Here is a 22,932-nt window from a genome sequence, read left to right as displayed (position 1 = left end):
AACACGCGGCCTATGGGTGGGACTCGACATCGAGAATAGTGTCATGAAAATCACAATGAGCAAGCGGCAACGTGGCCCTACTTCCGCATCGCGGGTGTGCATTGGCGGCATCTTGCGTCACTGCGAGGGTGCCTTAGAGGACCGTGCTGCATGCGCGCTTGCAGCACAGATGTGTATCGAGGCCATGCTCGCGGAATCCCTAGTCTGTACAAAACAGACGCCGCGGGATTGGCGTCCACATTGGATGGCTTTCCAGTGGGCTTGCATTACCGGTCAATGGGATATCGCCTTGACCATGCTGGAGCAATGCGCGATGCTCGCTCCACAGTTTTGCCCGTCCATCGACCAGTACCGTGGCTGCTTGCGAGCGGAATGTCATCGCGCGAGCGTTTTCCATAGCCAGTCGGCTTGTCGCGCTGCGCGCCCAAATTTCCTGTCCGGCACACGCCGATGGGTCAAGCGGCAGCTCGGTCTGCTGCAATCCGGGCACGACGGAGGGCTCCTTGCCGCAAAGCACGACTACAACTTGGAGGCCGACAAATCCTGGAACTTGCCGGGGACAAGCAATCTTGGCGCGTTTGCATGGTTGCATGATGGCGATGACCGACTGGGGCCGATTAGCGAGATTTTTCTTGGCGGGCGCTATTTTTGGGTTCCATTTGAGAGCATGGCCGAGATGAGCTTGACACCTGTCGTCTACGTACTGGACCGCGTCTGGCGGCCGGTCGAGATTCTCCTATGGGATGGTACAAAATGCGCCGGCTTTCTTCCTGCGCGCTACATTGGATCGCAGTGGACCGACGATGATCTCAAGCTTGGTCATCGCACGCTCTGGATATGGCTGAACTCGTCACAACAGGCCGGCCTCGGGGAGCGACAGCTTTGCTCCGAGCAGCGTTGCTTGCCGCTCTCTCAATTGACGGTCATCCGCTTTCATCCCGCCGCTGATTCCTTGTTGTCCGATGAACGTGAGCGATAGTGTGAAAATTCGCGAAGGAGGCCAAAACCACGCCGCGCAAGTCGCTTGCCCGGGAAAGGCGCTCTCCTCTTCGGTACGGATCACCAAGATCATGAGCTTGCCTTTTGCCATCCTCTCGCCAAGCATGCACAACAATCCCGGCGTACTGGGTATTTTTGCGGCCCGAACAACGGTCCGCGCATAGGTGTGACACGGACTGGCGCCAACACGATCGCGCTCGAGACGCAAACGTTGACCGAATGGCAGGGACCCGCAGTGACCACGATCAACCTCTTCTTATGTGGTGATGTCATGACTGGGCGAGGTGTCGATCAACTCTTCGCGACGCCGAGCGTGCCTACGCCGCATGAGGGATCCATCGGTTCCGCCTTGGACTACGTCAAGCTGGCTGAGCGTAAGACGGGACCGATATCAAGAGCTGTGAGCCACGCATACATCTGGGGGGATGCGCTGGAGGAATTCGCGCTGCGGCGTCCCGATGCACGCATCATCAATCTGGCGACGGCGATTACGACATCGGAAGACGCATGGCCAGGCAAGCGCGCGCATCACCGCATGCACCCAGCCAATACGGCTTGTCTTGTCACCGCCGGCGTCGACTGCGCAGTGCTGGCCAATGACCATGTGCTCGATTGGGGCTATGCGGGGTTGACTGACACGCTCGCTGCTCTCCACATGGCAGGTATCGAGACTGCCGGCGCCGGGCACGACGCAAGTGAGGCCGCCCGGCCAGCGATACTCGCACTGCCGAACCAAGGACGGATCCTGGTGTTTGCGTTCACGATGGAGAACGCGGGTACGCCGCACAAATGGATGGCCACGAACAGGCGCGCCGGCGTGAATCTGCTGCGTGACTTTTCAGGGGCGAGCGTCGACCGTATCGCCAGACAAATTGCGAAGTTTAAGCGAAAGGGTGACCTGGTGGTCGCTTCGCTGCATTGGGGCGTCGACTGGGGTTACGACCTGGAGCCGGGACAGCAGGCATTCGCACACGGGTTAATCGACGAAGCGGGTGTCGACGTCATCCATGGTCACTCTTCGCATCACGCCAAGGGCATTGAATTACATGCTGGCAAGCTCATCCTGTACGGATGCGGTGATTTTGTGAACGATTACGAGGGTATCGGCGGCCATGATGAATTTGGCGCCCACCTCGCATTGATGTACTCCCTGACCGTCGACAGCGACCACGGCAGACTCACCGACCTGCTGCTGGTTCCGCTGCGTCGCCGCCACTTCCAATTACGCCATGCCCATGAGATCGACTTCTGCTGGCTCACTGAGGTTCTCAATCGCGAGGACCTGAGGTTCGGGACGTGCGTCACGCGCTTGAATCGGGACGAGTTTCGCGTCCTTGCGCGCGGATCTTGAATGCAACAGCCTCAGATACAATGCATGCCTGACGCACACTTGCCCCGAATCTGTCTCCATGCTGAAAATCGCTGCAACCCTGCGTATCGAACTCCTGGACGTTAAGCCGCTGGTCTGGCGCACATTCGCGGTGCCCGCCGATGTGCTGCTACCCAAGCTGCATAAGATCATCCAGGCGGTGATGGGCTGGGAAGACGAGCATCTGCATGCATTCGACTTCGGCGTAACCGTCTATGGCGTACCCGACGACAAACTCCCGGTCGAAACCACCTTGCCGGAGAAAGGCGTACGCCTGAGCAAAGCGCTTGGGACTGGCACAGAGTTCGAATACAAGTATGACTTCGGTGACGATTGGTCGCATCGCATCATCGTAGAGGGACTTGGCGTGCCGGACCTGGCGCTGACCCTGCCGGTCTGCCTGGCTGGTGAAAATGCATGCCCTCCGGAAGATGTTGGCGGCCCGCACGCCTATCCGGAATTCCTGGCGGCGATCAAGGACAAGACCCATGACCAGCACGAGGACTATCGGTCATGGGTGGGCGGAGTATTCGACCCGGCCGGCTTTGACGTGAACGCGGTGAATGCTAGGTTGAGGGCAATTCGATAGGGGCAAACACGGCTGCAGCGTTGTTCTGCAGCCTAGCCGAAACGTATGTGGGCTGCGCCAACTACAGAGCCGGCACAAACCCGTCAATGATGTCTTGGGGTCTTGGGCAAAGAACACCATTCCCCGTCGCGCTGCACCGATGCTTTCCGAGGGCCTAGTCTCTCTATCCCCTGCACGAACGTCGTCCTCATCTACATGGACGTGGAGCAGCAACGGGGTGTACGTTGTACTTCAAGTCACTGACCGTTACCGGGGAGGTGGCGTGCCCCCACCCCCGCTAAAGAGAAGCCACATGCTGACCCCAACGCGATGTCGATCATGCGGGCTTTTTGGCTGCGTTGAAGACCACATCAATTACGATGGCCGCGGCCTTCGACCGTCTGACAGTAAGCGGTGGGACTCCCGGCCTCAAGGATACGATCAAGAAGGAGTTGGCATGGGGGCGCAATCAGATAAACGTCGAGCGGCGCCAACATCAGCGGCCACCGGGATAATGATGCCCCCAAACGGGGGTGGACGCTGCGATAGCTATGTGGAACATTGCGAAGCGTAGCCATGCTCGCGCGCTGGCGCTGTCAGCGGCGCGCGCGATGACGATAAGATCGTCACCACAACAGGAAGTCGTCCAATGAAGCTCGACCTGGAAGCACCTACCGCTCTCCCACCCGGCCTCTATTGGGCAACCTGCCGCGAGCGCACGCCGATGCAGGCTTTGAAAAACGACCATGCAGCACTTTTTCCGCAAGCGCGTTGTGTCAGCGATGGAAAGCGTGTGGTGTTCTACCGAGATGGCAACGAGATCTGGGCGTGCAATGCACTCTATGCCGCGGTGAATTTCGACTTCCAACCTGCTTGACCCATTGCCCCCGCTCTCACTGCTGTGTAGCAATTGCCACTCATGCGAGTTGGCTTGGAAGTGCCGATGCCAGATTGGCTACCTGAGGCACACAGGGAAAACCCTTCATTTCATTTTTCTGCCGTATTTTTCTGCTATGTTCGCTCCCCCGGCAGAAAAGATCAGCACCCACGTGCTGACGCCAGCTAGCGCTGCACCATTCCGGCACCAAGTCGACCGGGGCCGGAATTTGCGGACAAACACAAGAGGGGGACAAGACAAGAATATGAAGTCTTTGGCACAAGAATCGCATGAGCCGGTCGTTTTCGACTTGATCGACACCGTCAAAGCCTGGCAGGACGTACTCAATCAGGAACTCTCGGTGTACGGGATCAATTATGTGAAATGGGTCCTGCTGCGTGCCATCATGCATGGCGAGTTCGTGCGCCACGAGGACTATCTTGGGCCGCTGCTGATCGATGCTGAGCAAGCCGAACGCTTGCTCGCCGAATTGCATGCCACCGGGTGGGTGGCGTTCACCTCAGCCCCGCAAACGGCCGAGCCGTTTGTTCCCCCCGAGGCGATGGCGCGTGTGACGCGGGTGAGCCAGTCCGTGCGCGCGCTCCACTCTGTCTCCGTCGCCCCGTTTGACCGCCAGGAGCGCGCGGCGCTCGGTACCTTGCTTCGACGCATGAAGTCGACGTTGCGCGAGCACAGCCAGCGGAAACGCCAACAAGGCCGACCGCCGGAGTTCGACGCTCCGCTTGCCAACGCGGCATAGCCGGCGACACACCCAGCCCACACCAGAGAGACGGGGCCGCGCCGCACACGGCCCCCGCAACGCGCAGGAAACGCGCGGGCGGGACGCGGCGCGGACACTACCGCGTCCCGCCCATCGTTTATTGCATGTGTTGCCCGCCGTTGATGGCGATATTGGATCCGGTCACGTAAGCCGCGTCCTCCGAGCACAGATAGGCAACCAGGGCCGCCACCTCCTCCGGTTTGCCGAGACGGCCGACCGGAATCTGCGGCAGGATCTTTGTCTCCATGATCTCCTGCGGCACGGCGGTGACCATCTTGGTGGCGAGGTAACCGGGGGATATGGTGTTAACCGTCACGCCCTTTCGTGCCACTTCCAGCGCCAGCGACTTCGTGAAACCGTGCATGCCGGCCTTAGCGGCCGCGTAGTTGGTTTGACCGAAGGCCCCCTTGGAGCCGTTGATGGAGGCGATATTGATGATGCGGCCCCAGCCGCGCTCGACCATGCCCTCGCACAGCGGCTTGGTGACGTTGAACACCGAGTCAAGATTGGTGCGGATCACGGCGTCCCAGTTCACCTTGTCCATTTTCTTGAACGCCATGTCGCGGGTGATGCCGGCGTTGTTCACCAGGATGTCGACCCGACCCATGTCGGCCAGGATCTTCGCCATGCAGGCCTGGCTCGCGTCGTAGTCGGCCACGTCCACCGGATACGCGCGCAGCTCCCGGCCGGCGGCAACCATGGCAGCAAGCCAGCTCTGCACGTTCGGGTTCTCTGGCGAGTGGGTCACGACCACGGTATAGCCCGCGTCGTGCAGCTTAATGCTGATAGCCTCTCCCAGGCCCGCCCATGCCGCCTGTCACTACTGCGATTCGTTTCGTCATACTACCTATCTGTAATCCTAATGTTGACCGACCCCTGACACCCCATGGTCGTCCCGAGTAAATTGCCATCGGCTTTCGAGATGGCTACCCGGCACGCGGCAAGGTGGACGCACTCAGCCTTGGCTGACTAGCTCGCCGGTTTTTCCGACTTCTGGTTTTGTTGGATTTAATTTCCCCGCCCGTGCAGGCAGTAGCCGGGCGCACCATTCCCTCCAATCGGAACATCGGGGATGGATTTGTTTGGGGGTTGCGCGATGCCGGAACGAAACGCTCCAGAGAGCTGCGCTTAAGCTCCGGATGCCATCCGAATCCGTTGGAGGTTCGGAGCGCTTAGCCCACCTGCAGGAGCACGGCGCTGCGCAACGACAGTGCCATTGCGCAGCGTCGCAAGTCCTACCGCTTTGCGGTGCGCGGCGCTCGTGCGTCGGCTTGCTGCGCAGCCTCCGACGCAGCGTTGGCCGCCGCATCAACGTTGGTTCTGGCAACTTCGACCGCTTGCTTGGCGGCCTGCTGCACTGATTCATAGCTGCCTTGGGCGGCCGAGAACGCGGATTGCAGCAGCGCGGTGGCGGCTTCCGAACCGGCCGGCGCGTTCTTCACGAAATTATCGAGCAGCACTTGCGCGTTGCGGCTGTGCTGTTCATATTGTGCTTGCGCCACTTTCCCGATATCGGCCTGGGTATCCGTCCACGATGTCGTAGACCTGACGGCTGTACGAGATGGCTTTTTCGGCCGCCGATTGGGCCAGGCTGGCTTGCAGCGCGAACAGCTCCCGCAAGCCTTTTCCGGCCACTGCCTGTTGCAGGCAGTCCTGGCTTTCGTCGATCGCGGACTTGGTCGCCTCCAGGTTCAGTTCGGTCAACTTGTGGAAGCCTTCAATTGCCTTGTTTGTCAGGGCGAACAGATTTGCGACGTTAGCTCGTTGGGCGGCAAGCCATGGCTCTTGGTCGATAACACTCATTGCTGCTCTCTCCTGTAGCTCGACGGCGCGTGTCTGATGGACGACATACAAGTTTGGTATCGCGCGCCCATGGTCGAAGGGTTTCACCACCTGGGGACGCCACCGTTTGTTGCCCCCTGCTTTTGGCCACTCCCGCACCTGCTCGGCGGCGGGATCGACAAGATATTCACCTCGACGACGACGTGGCAAGATGCGCAGGACCACCGGCGCGTCTCGGAAAAAGCGCGCCGGGTGTTGCCACTCACGTCCCTGCCTGGAGATGAGCATGTGCAATAACTACGCCCCGGTGCAACGCCCGCTGCTGCGCGACGTCTACGGCGTCGAGCCGTCCGCCCTGGAGTACCCGCAGGAGACCTGGCCGGACTATGGCGCGCCAATCATCCGAGCAAATCAGGATGGCAAACGCCAAGCTCTGATAGGTACCTTCGGCATGATCCCGAAATCCCGCATTCCGCCCGGCGTAAAGAAATTCGAGACAACCAATGCGCGATCGGAGACGATTCGCGAGAAGCGATCATTTGCGGGTGCCTGGACGAACGGTCTGCTCTGTCTCGTGCCAGCCTAACGGTAAGTTGCCATGGCATGGACATCCAAAATTCGCAGTGCTGGCGCGGCCTTGATCTGAAATGACGCTGTCCATAGCGCCATCGGTTTTTGCAGGGGGGGCCATGATGGCGTCCATACCTCAAGGTTCTTCGCGTGCTGGCTGACTTCGCGGGCACAAGTAGACTATGTCGAGCTGGACGCCGGCGCGGCGAAGACTGTCCGGCCGACCGACATATCATGGGCGACGGATTGGCGTCACATTTGAAGGCAACTTGGCTTCCAATTCGGCGACGCGGTCGGTCAACTCGAGAATCTTTACATTGGCTTCGTTCAGCAGACAGGTCACCAGATCCCGTTGTTTCGTGAGATCTTCGATTCGATCCCGCAGGTTGCGATTGCGCTTGCGCTGCGCCTGAAGAATTTGGCGTGGGGATGGTGGGCGATCATCGGCATGCGCAGCGACGAAGTGCTGTATTTCCTGTATCAGCATCGGAAACCGTGATTTCTTCAATGCGCTGGGATCGCAGCCGGCTTCCTTCGCGACGTTATTCTGGCTCACTGGCGTTCCTTCAGGCAGCCGCTCGGGTTGTCCTCGTTTTAGACGCTCGAACGCTTGGCGATACGCTGCCTCGGCCGATAGCCGCGTGCCGGGATCAATCTGGTTTGATGACATCGAAGAAGCTCCTGACACTGCGTTTCTGGGCTTCCAGTGACGCCCGCAATGGACTACCAGGTGGCGCTCCTGCGAGCTGCTCATCGAGATGCCGTTCCAAGGCCTCAATTTGCCCAACCCTGTCGTTGTCATACAGGACATCAGGACAGGGCTTCCCAGCGTGGTTGAGATCGCCGCCACCGCAATGCGCGATGGACTCGAGGCCGCCATAAGGGCATGGCCCGCGGTTCGTGCATAGACCAAGCAAGATCTCGCGGCAGGCTACGCGGCCTTCTTTTGCGAGCTTTGTCAACTTTCTTGCGTCGTTCGGATTAATGAGCCGTACGATTTCTGCCTTACGCTTATCCCCGTGCGGGCTGACGTAACGGTCCGTCACCATGCAAGCGAGTTTCCTTCCGAGCGTCTCATACATGGTTCGCACGTAGAGCGTTTGGGCGTCTTCTTCAAGTGGCACACGAGCATAGCCGCGACCGTAGTACAAACTCATAGCACGTGAAACGTGCTTGAGTTGATATTGAAGCGAGGCGTCTGACACGAGGCCGGATGCCTGCATGTTGACCGCCCCGGTTCGCCGCAATTGGTGCCATGCCAACGGCCAGATCTTGCCCACTGCAAACCGCCTAGAATCCAGTGTTGGTGTGACAAGCCGTGCCACGTCAAGGTCCGGTTGAGTGATGCGCAGTTCGGCCGGATCAAACAATTTCGGGTATAGCGTTAGCAAGACAGAGTAACTGGGATTGCTATGCCGAAGGTGATAGGCCGGTTTGCGACCCACGTTCCACGGTTCATAGACATGGGTCTGCAGGAAAGGATTGCTCCCGTCTTCCGATGTGAGCGGTACCGATGGATTAGCCTGGGCGCACGCGATCCGTAGGCGCGCGATAGCGTTCATCGCCTCCACCGCCTCTTTCGCCGAGGGTGAAGCGATCCAGATCGCTTCGAGATCACGCATCGTTTTAGTCGTGACGCCGCGTAAGGTATGGATGGGACCAAAGACAGGATCATCTTCGACACTATGGCAATCTGCCCGAAGATTCCATCCTTCCTCGATTCGCATTAACGAGAAATTCAACAAGTAGGCGAGCCCGACGCGGCTGACCAGGGTGAGGTATCCGGAGAACGAATCCACCCCAATCGATGCCTTCCCATACTGCCGCCCTCGAGGCCCCACCCAGCGCGCCAGCAGCTCGTCAATACCGAACTTCACAGCCGTCAGTGCAAAGGGGCCAAAGAATTGCTTGCCGCTTCTCGCTCCGGTAACGCCGCGTATCCACTGAAATGGATTGGACGCCGAGGAGACTGGCCCCACAAGCGCCGCCGTAAGAGATCCATAATTCCAGGCATAGGCGTCAACACAAAAGCGAAAACAGTCCTCGACCTGCTCTCGGTGTGCGAGGAAATCGTCGAGGCATGTGCGGAGCCGCTCTAGCTGGTATCGCCAGATCCGTGGYGGGACGTAGGGCGTCTGCAGCATCTCGTGGGCTGGGAGTGCCGCCTCTAGGCACACCATCCCATCACGGTCCAGCAAGGTGAAGCCGAGGTCGTCGCGATGCTCATGGAGCGCGTGCAGGATTCGCATGATGCTGCTCCCGCGCGATGGCGAAATCACCTCGGGAAGCCGGCTTGCCACACGCGGGAAACGCATTAAATCTGACGCCAGGATGCCCTCACGTGAGCACAAGACAAACAGCGGCCGGATCAGGCCAAACTTCGTTACTAACGTTCGTGCCGACCGCGCACCGCGTGGGCCCCACAGCCACCACCCCACGATCAGTCTCAATAGATTTGCGTTGGCCCGATCGATCGGTGGCGACCTGTGCAAATCGCCATCGCCGAAATTGAGCGGAACTGCCTTGCCTGCCCACGGGTCCATCCTCCAGATCGAATCGCCCCAACGGCTCACGACGTTGCCTGCAACGTCGATGATCGCTGGCCAGTCTTGTGCCGGGGGCCAGGTCGACGGGCGGTAGTTGGGCGCAGTGGGTACGACCAGAGGGGACTCAATTGCGAGTCCTAGGCGCAAGGGATCGACGCTCATGAGCGAACCTCGGCGAGACGGACAAAGCCCTGCCAAGCGGGATGATAGTCGCCTTCTTCAATGCGCAGGAGTGCTTCGCGCACCCACAATCCCCGCACCTCGCTGCTGCTTTCATAGAACTTCAGCTTGGCGGTTAGCCTGTCGACGGCGAGTGCGGCGGGATGTGGAACGGCCGATTTCTTAGGTTCAGATGACGGACGGTCGCGTGCCAATTCGAGTGACTTCAGGTAACGGAAACTTGTTAGGGACCAGACGTGGTCCTCACTATCGACGTCGCGATGGTGAACGCAAAACAGGCAGCCTGCCGGGCTAATGCAGTCGGGCGGCGTCGCATGCGGTGGGATACCCGGCACGGCCACAGGTGTTGGCGAAACGCATCGCCCTGGCCCGGGAGGCGCGATGTTCGGATCCGCATGGCGGTGAAAGCGCGAAATCTCCAGCATTGCGACCTGTGGATTGGGTTCGGCGTAGTCGCGCAGCATAGTCTCGCGTGCGTGCTGTGCCATCTCAGCCGCCAGCGCTGGATCCTGCAACTCTCGTAGCAGCCAGTTGATTCTGACCTTGCGCAAAACCCTAGGCGACACGAAGGCGATGCCAAGCCTGCTGCATATCGTCCGGACCCTGTTGAACATTGGAGGCGTATCTTCTGCACGGCTACGCCTCACAAACGGAAAAAGTAAGCCGCACGGATCATCCGGAAACATCGTTGATCGCCAAGTGAGGTAACGTTCGAATAGGGAACGATATTCGCGATAGATCTCGAACTCGACCTCGCCTTCCCGGCGATGCTTGTATCGGCGTACCTGATAGCCGTCCAAATGACTCGTGTAGTGGAAATGGCCCACGCTGGCCGTGACAACTTGGGTCCGGTTCATGCCCGTCTGGGCGATGAACAGTAGCAATTCGGCTTCGATCCTCAAATTGACCAGTGGATATCGAGTGCGGAACGACGTATCCGCCGTCCACGCGGCGCGCGCTTGATCGGAAATGGGAGCACGCCGCCGTCGCGATGCATCTCCGTCAGCACGCTCGACTTCTGGGCGCGGCAGGAACGACCATTCTTCAAGGACCTTCCCGTTACGGAACGGAACACGCACTGGCAGTGAACCGCGTATCGACTCCACAGTTAATGCATCGCAAATATCGACTATCGCGTGCCCAAAGGCAAACGACTGAGCCAAGCTCTGCTTGCTTGCCTTGGTGTTATGAACCAGTCGGTCGTCGCGGGGCTTGCGAATACGCGTATCAAGCAGAGTGCAGACACGTCGTTCTAACACTCTGTCCAACACAACGGCAACCGACTTGGCAAGCTGGTACGCGCCCCGCTCCGTTAGATCGCGGTCAACGCGTTGCCGGTGCAACAGGTAGTCGGTCCAGTGAACAAATGTACGGGCTACGGTGTCGAGGCACAACGCAGGCCCGGAATCATCAGCCCATGCGAAAAACCACCGCAGGCAATAGATCTTGGCCCTTGCGGTCTCCTTACTACCACCGCTGACAAGGCCGCTCGCAATCTCTGCGTGTATTCTCTGAACGAGCTGTATTCGCTCCAAAACAGGGGCTCCCAAGTAGCCGCCTGCTATTAGACCCGCAACCTTATTCACTGGGGCCGCGGCACCGCCACGATAAAGTATGGAGCGCAAATCCCAACGCGTCTCCTTGGGGCCGAGCCGGATCATTGGAAACGTCAGATCTGGAAGATCGATGTCGCACATCTCGACTCCTCACGGTGTCCGCTGCGTGACGATTCCAGTAAAGGCGGCCATGAACGCGTTGGCTGCCGCCTCCTTGGCGGAGGCCTTTTGGATGAACTTGATGTATCGGAACGTTGTTGCCTCGTCCCGGTGCAGCAAGGCGTCCTTTACGATGGCGACGGCGTTGACAGCGCCACCGGCCGCTATGACCAGGCGCGCCAACTCCGTGGCAAACGTGCAGCGGGTCTGGTGCACATGGAAATGACGCATTACGCCGAGGCCGGCTGCAATTCCAGTCCGCCGCAAGGAGGACATCTCGACATTGACTGCCGTCGACTGATCCGAGTTCCGCCGGCCATAGCCATTGCCGAACCGCGTCAGGAAGAGCAAATGTCGGTCCTGATGCGATGCCTTTGCTTCCCGCATCAAACGCCGTGGGTTGCCGGCGTACTCGAGCAGGTCTTCCAACAACGGCTGCGGAATCCACACCTGCCCAGTGACGCCGAACTTGGTGTGAACCGGTGGAGAAGCGCCAGGGCCGACGGCGAGACGGCACAACCCTGGCGCCAAAGAGTCTGGTACAGCGTGCTCAAGCGTCGCGACCTTCAAATCGCAGATGGTACCTAGACGCATCCCAGAGAAGAAGCCGAGTGACAGGATGCGAAACAACTCCGGGCTGGCGTGTTCGTGTGCGAAAGTGAGAATCGCGTCGCGGTCTCCTGTGGACACTGGCAGCAGACCGTCCTCGAGCCGTTCACCTGGGCGGGCGCGATTGGGAATCGCAAGGTCCGTCGTTAGCCTCGCAAGGGTTCGTTCAAAGCCAACGGAGTCGAAGTATTTGATGAAGACGATCTTGTCACGCCAGAGCGGCGATGTAGGGGAAATCAGACCGCGTGCCTGGGCCCAACGATAAAAATGAATGACCTGGCGCATCCTCATGCTTGCGGTCGAAGGGCTAATCTGGCCATTATTCCTGGCATCGATGAGGGCACCCCGATACTGAACGAGGCAGCGCTCCTCCTTGCGGATCGGAAAGGCGAACCACTTCAGGTCGCGAGACTCAAGGAAAGAGGCGAAGTCGGCAAGGCCACGGAGATTCGATTCAATAGTCTCAACGCCCACCATCTCACGAATGACACGTTCGACGGCCCAGAGGTTTGCCTCCGTCCATGGGGAGTGATCAGCCCAGAATATCTGCGCCAAGGACGGTATCGCTCGACCATTACGTTGAGGCGCATAATGCACTTTTCCGTCAGCAATCTCACATCGGTGAGGGACAAAATGGATATGTTCGACACTAGCCATGAACACCCTCCAAGCATCGGTGTCCATACTCTCGACGATCTTGGTTACACGTCCATTACGTCTGCTTACCATTATCCGACGGGCCTCTGCGAACCCACCTGCGAATCCGGTAAGGCAGAGCACTGTCGCGACTGCGCCGGCGGCGTTCGCCACAGCCGGCCTTGTAGCACGCTTGGACAATCGGCGCGAGCAACTCCACCGTGCCGACTGTGAGCGCGGACAATGCCTTGAACAAGATCCCCGCTCGGCGCGCAGGCCCAAGCCGGCAGCCGGCCGAGACCGGCCATGAGCCGCCGTTCGACATCACCGCCACGCGGTCATTCTAGCGGCTGCTCCGCTCAAACAGCGGCCCCTCGTTCTCGCATTTTGTTGGCGTTGTATTGGCTTAAGCCGGTCATACAGCCAGAAGGCCGCGCGATTGCTGATTTGTCTACTGCCGAGCACGTCGCGCTAATCAAAATGGCGGAACGGCGGTTTATCGCTGCGCGCGAGACCGAGCCCACCGAGCGCGCAAAGCGAAACACGACTCCGTTGGGCGGTCCTGATTCGTGATAGGTCTGGTTATATTCACGCGATACGCCGGCACGCAACCTCGCTATCGCCGATGAGCATTACAACGCGAGCCGTTCCCCGACGGCGCGCGGAATTGCCGCTCACCGCGAGAGCTCAGATGCCATGGAGATATCAACCCTAAGGATGTGACCGTGTCCGGAGGCATGGGGCAAATTCAACTGCTATCACGATGCACGCAGCAAAGGTGCAAATTACGGTGTTGGCGTGATCTTGCGGATCCTATTGTTGGCCGAATCCACAGCAATAGGTGCTTGACTTCCAACGCCCCATAGAAGTCTTACTGTGTCGTTAATTTAGGGGCAGCGCCAGCCCAGACTGGTAATGGAATCAGGCACGTTTCGCTGTGCGCGCTGAGGAGCCGCTCGGCACGTAATCATATCTGGCGTAACGTCCGCCTCGTGTCGCACCCGACATAGCGCCTCTACCGTTCCGGCCTCAGCGACGTCCCCACCTCGGCAGGAATCCCAATAGTCCAATTACAGGCCCGGGCAGCAACAGCCACGCAACGTGAAACCCGACGCGCTGAAAGCATGACGTGGCTATGCCGATCGATACGACCGTAAGCGCAAAGCCAATGGAGTTCTGAATTGCTAGCGCACTCCCGATCAGATTCGGCGGGCATTCCTTTGCAGCGAGCGCGGAAAACTGTGGCGAATCCGCCACGACTGCCGCACCCCAGACGAGCATGAATGCGAACAGCATTTCGGCGGAGATTTGCTCGGCCACCAAAGGAAACAGGAGGCAGCAGGCCCCGGAAATGGCCAGCGCACCGGCGGCGATCTTCTCGCTGCTGATCCATCTGGTCAGCACCCCAGCCAGAACGCATCCAAGCGCGCCCGTCGCGATGATAGCGAAAGAGAGACCCGAACTGCCTGCGCTGTGGAGTCGTTGATTCAACGCCGCGCGGAGTACGAGCATCGGCACCAGGGTCCAGAACGTGTAGAGCTCCCACATGTGCCCGAAGTAACCGATCGCGACCGCGCGAAACCGGGGATTCCGGAATGCCGTCAGCGCGCCCTGACCGCGTAATGCTGTGCGGGCCGCACAAGGACGATGCGAGCCATCGCCCTGGGCATAGATGACTGCCGCGGCGATGACGGCCAGCAGTGACGAGGTGGCGATGACATACTGCCACGGCCAGGAAGACGCGAGCATGTGCATGCCGTGGGGCAATGCGGTGCCAAGCGTGAGCATGCCTACCAGCAACGCTAACGCGGTCGGCGCTCGCCGTGGCGCCCAACCAATGATCAATTTCATCCCGATGGGATAAATGCCCGCGAGCGAAAGCCCGACCAGGAAGCGAAGCACAATGGCGCTTGTCAGCCCGGCTGACAAGCAGGCAAACATGACATTGAAGGTGGCACCCAGTATAGAGCACACTGCAAAGATCCGACTCGCCGGATACCTGTCTGCAATGCCCGTCACCGCAAAGACCATCGTCCCGAGAATGAATCCAATCTGGACTGAAGCCGTCAGGAGCCCAATGTCCGATGCAGTGATCGACCACGCTCTCAACAGGTCATCGGCCGCGCTGTTCGCACTGAACCACATTGACGTACTGAACAATTGGGCGAGCGCGATGATCAGGACGGGGTCCATTCGCCGCTCGCGCCCGTTGACGTCTATCGCCTGGTCCGTGTGTTCGATCATTTTTTCCGGGTGTGGCAAGGAGACTGTGGCGCCCCTGTCATCGGGATCTCCGGATGCCATGTTCGAAAGATCGGCGAGAGGACGCTAACGTCCTCTCGTCGAAACCTACATTCGAAGCCGCTACTTCAACAGCGTCGTAACCTTGACGGGATTCGCCAGGGTATCGCGAATCGGAGAGCGCCACTCCAGCGTCTGGATCAACTCCCGAATCTCATCTTGCGACGCATTCTGACTATTCACCGATACATTGACGCGAATCTCCTGTGCCCCGGATCGAACCCCCTTGTCGGTGCCGAGGAAACCATTGAGATCGATGTCACATTCCAGATCAAGCGCAAGCTTCTCCAGCCGAATGCCACGCTCCGCAGCCGTTGACACAAGCGTGACCGCGTAACAGCCTGCCAGGGCTTTTAGTACATATTCCGCCGGACTTACCGCCGTATCACTGCCGAGCAGGGTCTCCGGCTCATCGCTCTCCAGGCGATACTTTCCGCGACGCGATTCGCTCATTTGACCTGCCTGGCTTAGCGCCCCCGTTTGCGACGTCAGACGAAGGCCTCCGCTTGACTCGCTGTCCAGACGAAACGTCACCTTGCCAAGTTCCGGGTTCTCTCGCACGGCGGCTACCGTGTCCGCCAGCGTCTTGGGGTCAACAAACGGATATTGGTTGTTCATTTGATCTCCTATTTTTACAGATGCAGCATTAGAAATGTCAAAATCTTTCATTTATATAAACCACGCACATGCGCTAGACACTGGCCGATTCAGTCGCTTCCTTCCTCAGTCTCTGTTTGTCAACCTTTCCGACTGGCAAGAGGGGAAGATCCTTGCAGAGCAGGAAGCGCTTTGGAATCTTGTAGTTAGCGAGCCGGTCACGGCACCATGAGACAAGCGCTTCGCTTGTCAGCGAACAGCCGGCCTTGGCGACCACAAATGCCCAACCTACTTCCGAGAAAGTGCGATCCGGCACCCCGACTACAGCGGTCAGCAGCACATCCGAATGCTGCTCGATCGCAAGCTCGACCTCTCGTGGATACACGTTGTAGCCACCCGACTTGAACATTTCACTGATACGTCCGACGAAACGGATATTTCCGTCATCACGCAACTCGGCCAGGTCTCCGGTCCTGAGCCATCCATCCGCCGTATAGGCGGACGCCGTCGCATCCGGCCGGTTGAGGTACCCCCCCATACTGAATTCGGCACGGACCTGCAATTCACCGGTGACTCCCGGCTCGCAGTCCTTTCCATGCTCATCAGCAACTCTTGCCTCTCCTTTCGGTACTGGCCGCCCGATGGTATTTGCAAGAACCTCGATACTTGCATCTCGATCAGAGTATGTGACGGATCCGCACGTCTCGGTCATGCCATACGTCAATCCAACCTTGCAGCCTGTGGCGTTCAGTATCTCAAGCAACTCGACAGGCATGGAAGCCCCCGAGAATATGAACCAGTCCAAAGAACCGAACAGTGCCGGTTCGAAGTCTGGCTGGTCCACGATGTACTTAACCATCGTAGGCAGTGCGATCAAGACATTGATCGCGCCTTCTCGCAAGGCTCTGATATACATCTCAGCTTTGAATCGGCTTTGGAAATATACTGTACCGCCCCCGACGAAGGCGTACAACGACAGAAAATGCATGCCGCCGATGTGATTGATCGGCAGCGGATTGATGAGTCGTGGATAATCCTGCGCCGGAAATCTGGTGTTTTGCGTGAAACTACGCCGCACCAGGTCACGTTGCCGCAGCAAGACACCCTTCGGCTTGCCGCTAGACCCTGACGTGTAGACAAGCAGTAACGGAGCTGCGATATCGGCGCTCGCGATAGCTGCATTGCGCACCACATTCGAAATATGTTCACCCGAGGTCAGCCACTCGGCGAAGCTGATGTCGAAGGCATCATCGCGGATACCAACACGACCAAGTTCGATGGTCTTCACTGGTCGATGCGGGAGCGTCCGCAGGAATGCAATGTCCAGTGCATAGTTGCGACCTTCAAATTCCGATATGCCCACCAGCATGCTGGGCTGCGCATCGGCAACGATGTATTCGAGCTCCGGCCGTTGATACTTCGGATTCAAGCCAAGCCAAAGCAATCCGAGGCGCGCAGCGGCAATGAACAGTGTCATCACCTCCTGGCACGGATAAGACAAAACGGCAAGGCAATCTCCCCTGCGCATACCGGCGGCAAGCAGGGCATTGACGCAGTGATCGACATTTCGCTGAAGCTCGCCATAGCTGACGGCGACGCCATCGTCGTCGACAAAGGCAGCTCGCTGCGGATACTGGGCGACGTGTCGGTCGAGCACTTCCGCAAGCGTGGGAACGGATCCGGCGGCCAGCGCAAGCCGCTGCGTTTGAATAGTGTCACTTATGATAGGCATCCCCGTCTCCGATCAGGTACGCTTCTTTTCTTCTAGAGCGCCCAGTGCCACTAGCCGCGCCGCCGCCCCCTCCTCATCCTGCATACACAACAGCATATCGCCGGCATCCCTATGGGAGGCGACTGCGTTCAAGGCCACGGAGAAATCGTTAATCGACTGCTTGATGATCTGCACCGGCAGCTTCGGCATGGCGCAGACCTCCTCAGCCAGCGCCAGTGCCGCCTGAATTGCCCCCCCCTTCGCGGCCACGCGGTCCGCGAGACCCCACTGCAGCATTTCGTCGGCGCCATGACGCTGGCACAAGATTGACATGGTCTTTGCTCGCGCCGGGCCGACTAGTCCAACCAGCCGGGGAAGGGCGCTCCACCCATAATTCAGGCCAAGCTTCACTTCGGGGACGTAGCACCATGCGTCATTGGCCATCACGCGCCAATCGCACGCCAGCGCGAGCGCTAGTCCGCCTCCAACCGCGCCGCCCTCAATCGCCGCAATTGTTACCTGAGGCAATGACTCCCATTCGGCGCACATCCGACTACCTTGCCTGGCCAGCTTGATCTTGACGCTGGTGTCCGGCAGACGCGCAAACTCCGCGAAGGTAGATACATCCGCGCCTGCCGAGAAAAACTCCTCACCTCCCGTCAGCACGATTGCCCGCACCGTCGAATCATTGCGCAATTCCTCGATCGAAACCAGCATTGATTCGATGACCTTATCATTGATTGCATTGCGCTGAGCCGCGCGATTGATAGTAAGCATTGCGACCCCACGTGCTGGCCTAGTGAAACGGATGGCTTCTTCATAATTAATCATAAGTTTCTCTCTTCAATATCAATAACTATTTTTCCAACAAATTCGCGATTCAGAAGCCGATTTATCGCCTGATCGACCATTGACAGCGAAAATCTTCCGGAAATTCTTGGCTGCAGCAGCCCCTGCCGATACATTGAGAAAAGTGCGTCAAATGCTTTTTCTGTCGACTGTGGTCTACGCAACTGATAACTGCCCCAGAACAATCCCACAATATCGCAGTTTTTCACCAATACGTGGTTCGTAGGAAGATGCGTACTGCTCCCACTCGTGAAACCAACCAAAACAAGCTTCCCCTCCCAGGCCAGACAGCGTAATGCGCTTTGGGTATAGTCCCCACCCACGGTATCGAACACAACATCGACTCCAGCGTCGCCGGTATAACCCTTGACCGCCTGCGTCAAGTCCTCGGCCGCATAATCGATTGTGGCTATGGCACCGTGCGCGCGAACCACGGCCAGCTTTTCTTCCCCTCGCGCCGCACCAATCACCCGCCATCCAAGTGCTCGACCTAGTTCGACCGCCGCGAGCCCAACACCGCCGCTGGCCCCTATTACCAGCAACGATCCAGGAGCACGATTCCCAATACGCTCGGTCAGCCCGCAGAATGCCGTGCCGTATGGAATGAAGAATCCCGCAGCAACGTGCATCGGCATTGCGTCCGGGATCCGGACCAGGCGGCGTGAATCGGCCGCTACATACTCCGCGTAGGCGCCCTGCTCCACCTGCCCCATGACGCGATCACCCGGCCGCAAGTGCGTCACATCCGCACCGGTGGAGACGATCGTTCCCGAAAACTCTGCACCAGGAATGAAGGGCGGAGTCACCGAACTCTGATAGCGGCCGGCCAGCAGCACGCTGTCGGCGAAATTGAGTCCTGCCGCAGCCACCTTCACCAGAACCTCATGCTTAGTAATTTCCGGAACAGCGGTCTCAACAATAGGCAGTCGCTGCGGCCAGCCCCAAGCCTTGCACATTAGCGCCCTCATTGCTGCATTGTGGACGGTAGCCACAGGGCAAGCTGCGGAAACGCAATCAGCAGCACAATAAACAGCAGATGCGCCACCACATGCGGCCAGATGCCATGGAACACCTCCTTGACGGGGACATTGGCGGTCTTCGCTACCACAAAGACATTCAAACCAATCGGAGGTGCAACCATCCCTATTTCCGCCAGGACGATCTTCAATATGCCAAACCAGATTGGATCAAATCCGAGCTGAATAATGAGTGGGATTACCACCGGGACGGTAAGGATAAGAATCGACAACTGATCGAGAAAGCAGCCGAGCACCAGGTACATGACGACCAGGAAAGCCAAGACCATGTATGGCGAGAGGCCCAGGGAGTGCACATAGGCGATCAGGTGCTGCGTCGCTTCAGTAACGGTCAGGAAATACCCAAAAATTTGTGCGCATGTAACGATCAGGGCGAGCATCGCGCTAGTCGAACAAGTTTTGAGCAAGGCATCCGCGAACATCGACCAGCTGAACTTACGTGTGTAGATCGTGAAGAGCAACGCGCCAAACGCGCCGATAGCCGACGATTCGACCGGCGTCGCGATACCGAGGTAGATAAAGCCGGTGACAATGCCGAAGAGGAAGATGAAGGGCCCGGCTACAGGCAGAGTCTGAAGCTTCTCGCGCCACGTATAAGACCGACGATTCGGTGCGCGCTTTGGGTCCAGCCAAATAAGTAGCCAGATCGTCAGGACGATCGTGACGACAACAAGCGCTGCGGGGATAATGCCCGCAACAAGCAGTTTTGCCACGCTCAGGCCGCTCAGGAGACCAAAGAATATGATCGCCACGCTCGGCGGGATAAGCATAGCCAGGGTGCCCGAGATCGAAACTATCCCATAAGCAAACCGCGGCTCGTATCCCGCCTTCACCATCGACGGGATAGCCGCGGATGCTAACGTAGCAGCCGATGCGGTACTGGAGCCGGAAATGGCACCGAATGCAGCGCCAGACACGGCGGTGGCGATGCCAAGTCCGCCTGGCAGGCGCCCTGTCCAGGCCGCAATCGCGGAGAACAAGCTGTTTGAAATCTGGCTTGCCACCATGAGTTGCGCCATGAGCAAGAACATCGGAATGGTAAGAAACTCGTAGCTACTGACCGCTGAATAGGGCGCCGTTGAAAGAATGCCGACCAGCAGGTCGCCTCCCCCCCATGCGACCAGGCCGGCAGAGCCTGCGATGGCGAGGGAGAATGCGACCGGGACACCTACGGTTAGCAGGAGGAGAAGCAGTAATGCCGAGAGTGGGAGGGTCATGTTATTCGATCCCCGATTCGATAGAGGGTGCAAGCGCCAGCGCGCCCTGGAACTCATCATCGCCTTCGGCCAAAAGATGAGCGATGCCTCGATGGGCGGTGCGAAGGAAGAGCGGCAGCATACCAAGTGGCACAATGGCCTTGGCAGGCCACATTGGCCATACGAGTGCCCCCATCATGGCTTCGCTTGTCGAGTACGCCTGTATGGTCTCTTGCAACCCCAGCCATCCTATGGTCGCAAAAACGACGGTAACGATCAAATACCCTCCGGCAAGCCCGCCGTGATACCAGGCGCTCGGCAGACGCTGTGCAAACACGTCGATTGCAACGTGCTCATTGCGGCTCAACGCGTAGGAAAATGAAAGGAAGAAGGTACTGAGCAGAAGATAGTTAGTAACAAGATCGTACGCCCACGCCAAGGGAGCATTAAAAATATATCGCATACCCACATCCGCAAAGGTGACAAGCATCATCACAACCGCGAAAATGGATGCCACACTGATATAGGCAAGATCTACTCTTCGAAGCCATCGATCCATTCTAATAAGAGAATTTCGCATCTTGATCTCCGTCGATATCATTTCTGAAGAGCGATAGCAAAATCCTTGAGCGTGCCAGATCCGGGTCGACCGCGCTTGTCGAGCGACGAAGCCCATTCACTTCGAACGGAAACCAGCGAATCTTCGATAGCCTTTATTTCCTTTGGAGGGAACATGCTAGCCTTGATTCCGCTCTTCTCCAGATCGGTTATTTCATTCACCTCTTGTCGGTCCACATACTCACAATGGTGCTTCGTCGTATAAGCGCCAGCTTGAATAAGGATCTGGCGGACACTTTCTGGAAAACGAGCCCAGGCCTTCTCACTCACGGCATATACCGTGACAAAACTCCCAAGACTCGTGTTGACGGCCATATGCTTCAGGGCGCTCTGCAGGCCAAAGGTCTTTACGCTTTGCAGCGGAGCCAGCGCCCCATCGAGGGTGCCGCGGGTCATTGAAGGAAGAATGTCCGGACCCGCCATGCGCACGGATACTGCCCCGAGTTTGGTTGCCGTGAGATCCATCGCCCCGCCGGCGGTACGGAGTTTCAAGCCAACGAAGTCATGCAAGCTGGTGATTTCTTTCTTTGTCGTCAGCACTTTGTATGGCGCATACGCTACCGAAGCCAAGACATGCAGGCCATTCGGTTTAAACTCCTTTTCAGCGAGAATGCCCCCCTCTTTGACGAGCTTTGCGTAGGCGTTGCTTCCTTCGCATGCAGTCTGAAAAAATCCCGGTAGTTCGGCAACGCTGGAAAGGGGAAATTTTTCACTGATGTAGGACGGCGATACGTCGACGAGATCGGCGACCCCGCTCTGAGCCAGGGTCGCCATGTCCTTGGCCTTACCTAGCTGCTCGGCGGGGAAATACTGGAACTCAATTTGGCCTTTCGACAGCTCGACGACCTTCTCCATGAAGATCTTCGCACCATTAACTACGGTGTAATGTGAGACTGGCATCCAGTCCGCAAATCTGATCTTGACCTTCTCCTGCGCCTCGACATTTCCGGCATCCAAGATCAGTATCAGCGCGACCGCGGCCGTGCCGAGCATACCGCCACATTTTGAARCTCCATATTTAATGGTCGATTTATCTTTCATTTTTGCCTCCCCCATGATTTATAAAAAATGCCTGTGAATTAATTGTAAATTCGTAGTTATTTTATTTTTTCGGATCGTCCTGAAATATGTTATCAGAAGCCATATCTGCTGCTTTTTTTATTTTCTCGATAAAATCAGGCAGCGAGTGACTTTTCAGGCGTGCCGCGGGGCCCACGATACCAATGCTGTAAATACCCCGCATGGCACCAATCGCCACAGGACACGCAATGCTCGCCACCCCCTCTTCAATCTCGCCGTCACATAAGGCATAGCCATTACTGTGCACCTCCTTGAGTTGCTGTAGTACTTGTGGCAGAGGAAGCGGTGTCAGTCCCGATGCCTCGAAGGCACCGGACTTATAGAGTCGCTTGATTTCGTCCGAGGCAAGGTACGCGAGAATTGCTTTGCTTGAAGAGCAGCGATCGAGGGGGCGCAGACCCGTGCCAGGGTGGATGTAGGAGCGCGAGGATGTCGGCGGTGGAACAGCCTCGATCAGTTCCACGCGACCGTTCGCGTACTCGGCAAAGAATGCACTCTCCCCGACGGTTGCGACGAGATATTGCAGGGCCGAGCGGAAGGCGGCGCGCCTGCGATCAGCCTGCGCGTACCGCTTGAGCAACTCGCCAAGCGACGGGCCCAACTGGTAAGGGCCATTCACGCTCTCTGGTGCCTCGAGATATCCAACGGCAACCAGGGCAGTCGCCAATCGATGACTTGTGCTCTTGGGTAAGCCGGTCGATCTCACAATTCCGGCTAGATCCAAACCTGCAGGATTGTTGGAAACAGCAAGCAGAACCTGATGATAGCGGGCCAGCGGCATGGGAGGAGCAGTCACATTGAAACCAAAAAGTGAGATTGGATCCCAGTTTATGGATGAGAAGATAAGGCGTCAAGGCGATTGGGCTCAGGGTCTACCACTATTCGAGTCGGCTCCGCCAGCGACGACAAGC

The 22,932-nt window shown here is 58.1% G+C and carries 19 protein-coding genes and 2 pseudogenes; 6 read left to right on the top strand and 15 right to left on the bottom strand.

What is annotated here, in order from left to right; translation table 11 throughout:
- The first annotated feature begins 43 nt into the window (after positions 1-43).
- The 5 genes from AC1DQ3_RS26780 to AC1DQ3_RS26760 all read left to right on the top strand — a co-directional run bounded on the left by AC1DQ3_RS26780 (position 44) and on the right by AC1DQ3_RS26760 (position 4,573).
- Complete coding sequence (locus AC1DQ3_RS26780; RefSeq protein WP_477123178.1) at positions 44-979, top strand: type VI secretion system accessory protein TagJ; 936 nt, start codon at positions 44-46, stop codon at positions 977-979.
- A gap of 255 nt (positions 980-1,234) precedes the next feature.
- Entirely contained in the window at positions 1,235-2,350 is a 1,116-nt protein-coding gene (locus tag AC1DQ3_RS26775) for a CapA family protein (RefSeq protein ID WP_477123177.1), read from the top strand.
- Between the two features lie 58 nt (positions 2,351-2,408).
- Positions 2,409-2,957, top strand: coding sequence for a plasmid pRiA4b ORF-3 family protein (locus AC1DQ3_RS26770; RefSeq protein WP_477123176.1), 549 nt, complete (start codon positions 2,409-2,411; stop codon positions 2,955-2,957).
- A gap of 628 nt (positions 2,958-3,585) precedes the next feature.
- Positions 3,586-3,813 (top strand): hypothetical protein, encoded by a 228-nt coding sequence (locus AC1DQ3_RS26765; protein ID WP_477123175.1) that lies wholly within the window; start codon positions 3,586-3,588, stop codon positions 3,811-3,813.
- A gap of 265 nt (positions 3,814-4,078) precedes the next feature.
- Positions 4,079-4,573: a MarR family transcriptional regulator gene (locus tag AC1DQ3_RS26760; protein ID WP_477123174.1), complete on the top strand. Its 495-nt coding sequence runs from the start codon at positions 4,079-4,081 to the stop codon at positions 4,571-4,573.
- Positions 4,574-4,691: 118 nt separating this feature from the next.
- Here the strand turns inward: AC1DQ3_RS26760 and phbB are convergent.
- Together phbB and AC1DQ3_RS26750 are read right to left on the bottom strand one after the other, a co-directional pair.
- Positions 4,692-5,436, bottom strand: a pseudogene (gene phbB, locus AC1DQ3_RS26755) (acetoacetyl-CoA reductase).
- Positions 5,437-5,829: 393 nt separating this feature from the next.
- Positions 5,830-6,397: pseudogene (locus AC1DQ3_RS26750) on the bottom strand (phasin family protein).
- Positions 6,398-6,662: 265 nt separating this feature from the next.
- Here AC1DQ3_RS26750 and AC1DQ3_RS26745 point away from each other — a divergent pair.
- Positions 6,663-6,962: an SOS response-associated peptidase family protein gene (locus AC1DQ3_RS26745; protein WP_477123173.1), complete on the top strand. Its 300-nt coding sequence runs from the start codon at positions 6,663-6,665 to the stop codon at positions 6,960-6,962.
- Positions 6,963-7,178: 216 nt separating this feature from the next.
- Here the strand turns inward: AC1DQ3_RS26745 and AC1DQ3_RS26740 are convergent, their stop codons facing one another.
- The 13 genes from AC1DQ3_RS26740 to AC1DQ3_RS26680 form a co-directional block, all read right to left on the bottom strand.
- Positions 7,179-7,616 (bottom strand): hypothetical protein, encoded by a 438-nt coding sequence (locus AC1DQ3_RS26740; protein WP_477123172.1) that lies wholly within the window; start codon positions 7,614-7,616, stop codon positions 7,179-7,181.
- The gene (locus AC1DQ3_RS26735) at positions 7,597-9,195 is read right to left on the bottom strand and encodes a hypothetical protein (RefSeq protein WP_477123171.1); all 1,599 of its coding nucleotides are present in this window, start codon (positions 9,193-9,195) and stop codon (positions 7,597-7,599) included. The genes AC1DQ3_RS26740 and AC1DQ3_RS26735 overlap by 20 nt, the downstream gene beginning before the upstream one ends.
- 455 nt (positions 9,196-9,650) lie before the next feature.
- Positions 9,651-11,369, bottom strand: a complete 1,719-nt coding sequence (locus AC1DQ3_RS26730) for a site-specific integrase (protein ID WP_477123170.1) — start codon at positions 11,367-11,369, stop codon at positions 9,651-9,653.
- Positions 11,370-11,378: 9 nt separating this feature from the next.
- Positions 11,379-12,653 carry a site-specific integrase gene (locus AC1DQ3_RS26725; RefSeq protein ID WP_477123169.1) on the bottom strand — a complete coding sequence of 425 codons (1,275 nt, stop codon included), beginning with the start codon at positions 12,651-12,653 and terminating at the stop codon, positions 11,379-11,381.
- A gap of 1,008 nt (positions 12,654-13,661) precedes the next feature.
- The gene (locus AC1DQ3_RS26720) at positions 13,662-14,876 is read right to left on the bottom strand and encodes an MFS transporter (RefSeq protein ID WP_477123168.1); all 1,215 of its coding nucleotides are present in this window, start codon (positions 14,874-14,876) and stop codon (positions 13,662-13,664) included.
- Between the two features lie 120 nt (positions 14,877-14,996).
- Entirely contained in the window at positions 14,997-15,551 is a 555-nt protein-coding gene (locus tag AC1DQ3_RS26715; protein ID WP_477123167.1) for an OsmC family protein, read from the bottom strand.
- Positions 15,552-15,624: 73 nt separating this feature from the next.
- Complete coding sequence (locus AC1DQ3_RS26710) at positions 15,625-17,262, bottom strand: class I adenylate-forming enzyme family protein (protein ID WP_477123166.1); 1,638 nt, start codon at positions 17,260-17,262, stop codon at positions 15,625-15,627.
- A gap of 12 nt (positions 17,263-17,274) precedes the next feature.
- Entirely contained in the window at positions 17,275-18,072 is a 798-nt protein-coding gene (locus AC1DQ3_RS26705; protein ID WP_477123165.1) for an enoyl-CoA hydratase/isomerase family protein, read from the bottom strand.
- The gene (locus tag AC1DQ3_RS26700; protein WP_477123164.1) at positions 18,069-19,046 is read right to left on the bottom strand and encodes an NADPH:quinone oxidoreductase family protein; all 978 of its coding nucleotides are present in this window, start codon (positions 19,044-19,046) and stop codon (positions 18,069-18,071) included. Before AC1DQ3_RS26700 ends, AC1DQ3_RS26705 begins: the two co-directional genes overlap by 4 nt.
- 8 nt (positions 19,047-19,054) lie before the next feature.
- Positions 19,055-20,344, bottom strand: a complete 1,290-nt coding sequence (locus AC1DQ3_RS26695) for a TRAP transporter large permease (protein ID WP_477123163.1) — start codon at positions 20,342-20,344, stop codon at positions 19,055-19,057.
- 1 nt (position 20,345) lies between these two features.
- Positions 20,346-20,903 (bottom strand): TRAP transporter small permease, encoded by a 558-nt coding sequence (locus AC1DQ3_RS26690; RefSeq protein ID WP_477123162.1) that lies wholly within the window; start codon positions 20,901-20,903, stop codon positions 20,346-20,348.
- 17 nt (positions 20,904-20,920) lie between these two features.
- Positions 20,921-21,982 (bottom strand): TRAP transporter substrate-binding protein, encoded by a 1,062-nt coding sequence (locus AC1DQ3_RS26685; protein ID WP_477123161.1) that lies wholly within the window; start codon positions 21,980-21,982, stop codon positions 20,921-20,923.
- A gap of 61 nt (positions 21,983-22,043) precedes the next feature.
- The gene (locus AC1DQ3_RS26680; RefSeq protein WP_477123160.1) at positions 22,044-22,802 is read right to left on the bottom strand and encodes an IclR family transcriptional regulator; all 759 of its coding nucleotides are present in this window, start codon (positions 22,800-22,802) and stop codon (positions 22,044-22,046) included.
- Between the last annotated feature and the right edge of the window lie 130 nt (positions 22,803-22,932).

The sequence above is a fragment of the Cupriavidus sp. 01T418 genome (genome assembly GCF_056398885.1).
Note: the sequence above shows the minus strand (reverse complement) of the source record. Positions and strands in the feature narration are given on the sequence as shown.

Bases quoted from the DNA above. Each gene is read 5' to 3' on its own strand.
- AC1DQ3_RS26780 (WP_477123178.1), top strand. From the start codon at position 44: ATGAAAATCACAATGAGCAAGCGGCAACGTGGCCCTACTTCCGCATCG.
- AC1DQ3_RS26770 (WP_477123176.1), top strand. From the start codon at position 2,409: ATGCTGAAAATCGCTGCAACCCTGCGTATCGAACTCCTGGACGTTAAG.
- AC1DQ3_RS26765 (WP_477123175.1), top strand. From the start codon at position 3,586: ATGAAGCTCGACCTGGAAGCACCTACCGCTCTCCCACCCGGCCTCTAT.
- AC1DQ3_RS26760 (WP_477123174.1), top strand. From the start codon at position 4,079: ATGAAGTCTTTGGCACAAGAATCGCATGAGCCGGTCGTTTTCGACTTG.
- AC1DQ3_RS26745 (WP_477123173.1), top strand. From the start codon at position 6,663: ATGTGCAATAACTACGCCCCGGTGCAACGCCCGCTGCTGCGCGACGTC.
- AC1DQ3_RS26740 (WP_477123172.1), bottom strand. From the start codon at position 7,616: ATGTCATCAAACCAGATTGATCCCGGCACGCGGCTATCGGCCGAGGCA.
- AC1DQ3_RS26730 (WP_477123170.1), bottom strand. From the start codon at position 11,369: ATGTGCGACATCGATCTTCCAGATCTGACGTTTCCAATGATCCGGCTC.
- AC1DQ3_RS26725 (WP_477123169.1), bottom strand. From the start codon at position 12,653: ATGGCTAGTGTCGAACATATCCATTTTGTCCCTCACCGATGTGAGATT.
- AC1DQ3_RS26720 (WP_477123168.1), bottom strand. From the start codon at position 14,876: ATGATCGAACACACGGACCAGGCGATAGACGTCAACGGGCGCGAGCGG.
- AC1DQ3_RS26715 (WP_477123167.1), bottom strand. From the start codon at position 15,551: ATGAACAACCAATATCCGTTTGTTGACCCCAAGACGCTGGCGGACACG.
- AC1DQ3_RS26710 (WP_477123166.1), bottom strand. From the start codon at position 17,262: ATGCCTATCATAAGTGACACTATTCAAACGCAGCGGCTTGCGCTGGCC.
- AC1DQ3_RS26705 (WP_477123165.1), bottom strand. From the start codon at position 18,072: ATGATTAATTATGAAGAAGCCATCCGTTTCACTAGGCCAGCACGTGGG.
- AC1DQ3_RS26700 (WP_477123164.1), bottom strand. From the start codon at position 19,046: ATGTGCAAGGCTTGGGGCTGGCCGCAGCGACTGCCTATTGTTGAGACC.
- AC1DQ3_RS26695 (WP_477123163.1), bottom strand. From the start codon at position 20,344: ATGACCCTCCCACTCTCGGCATTACTGCTTCTCCTCCTGCTAACCGTA.
- AC1DQ3_RS26690 (WP_477123162.1), bottom strand. From the start codon at position 20,903: ATGCGAAATTCTCTTATTAGAATGGATCGATGGCTTCGAAGAGTAGAT.
- AC1DQ3_RS26680 (WP_477123160.1), bottom strand. From the start codon at position 22,802: ATGCCGCTGGCCCGCTATCATCAGGTTCTGCTTGCTGTTTCCAACAAT.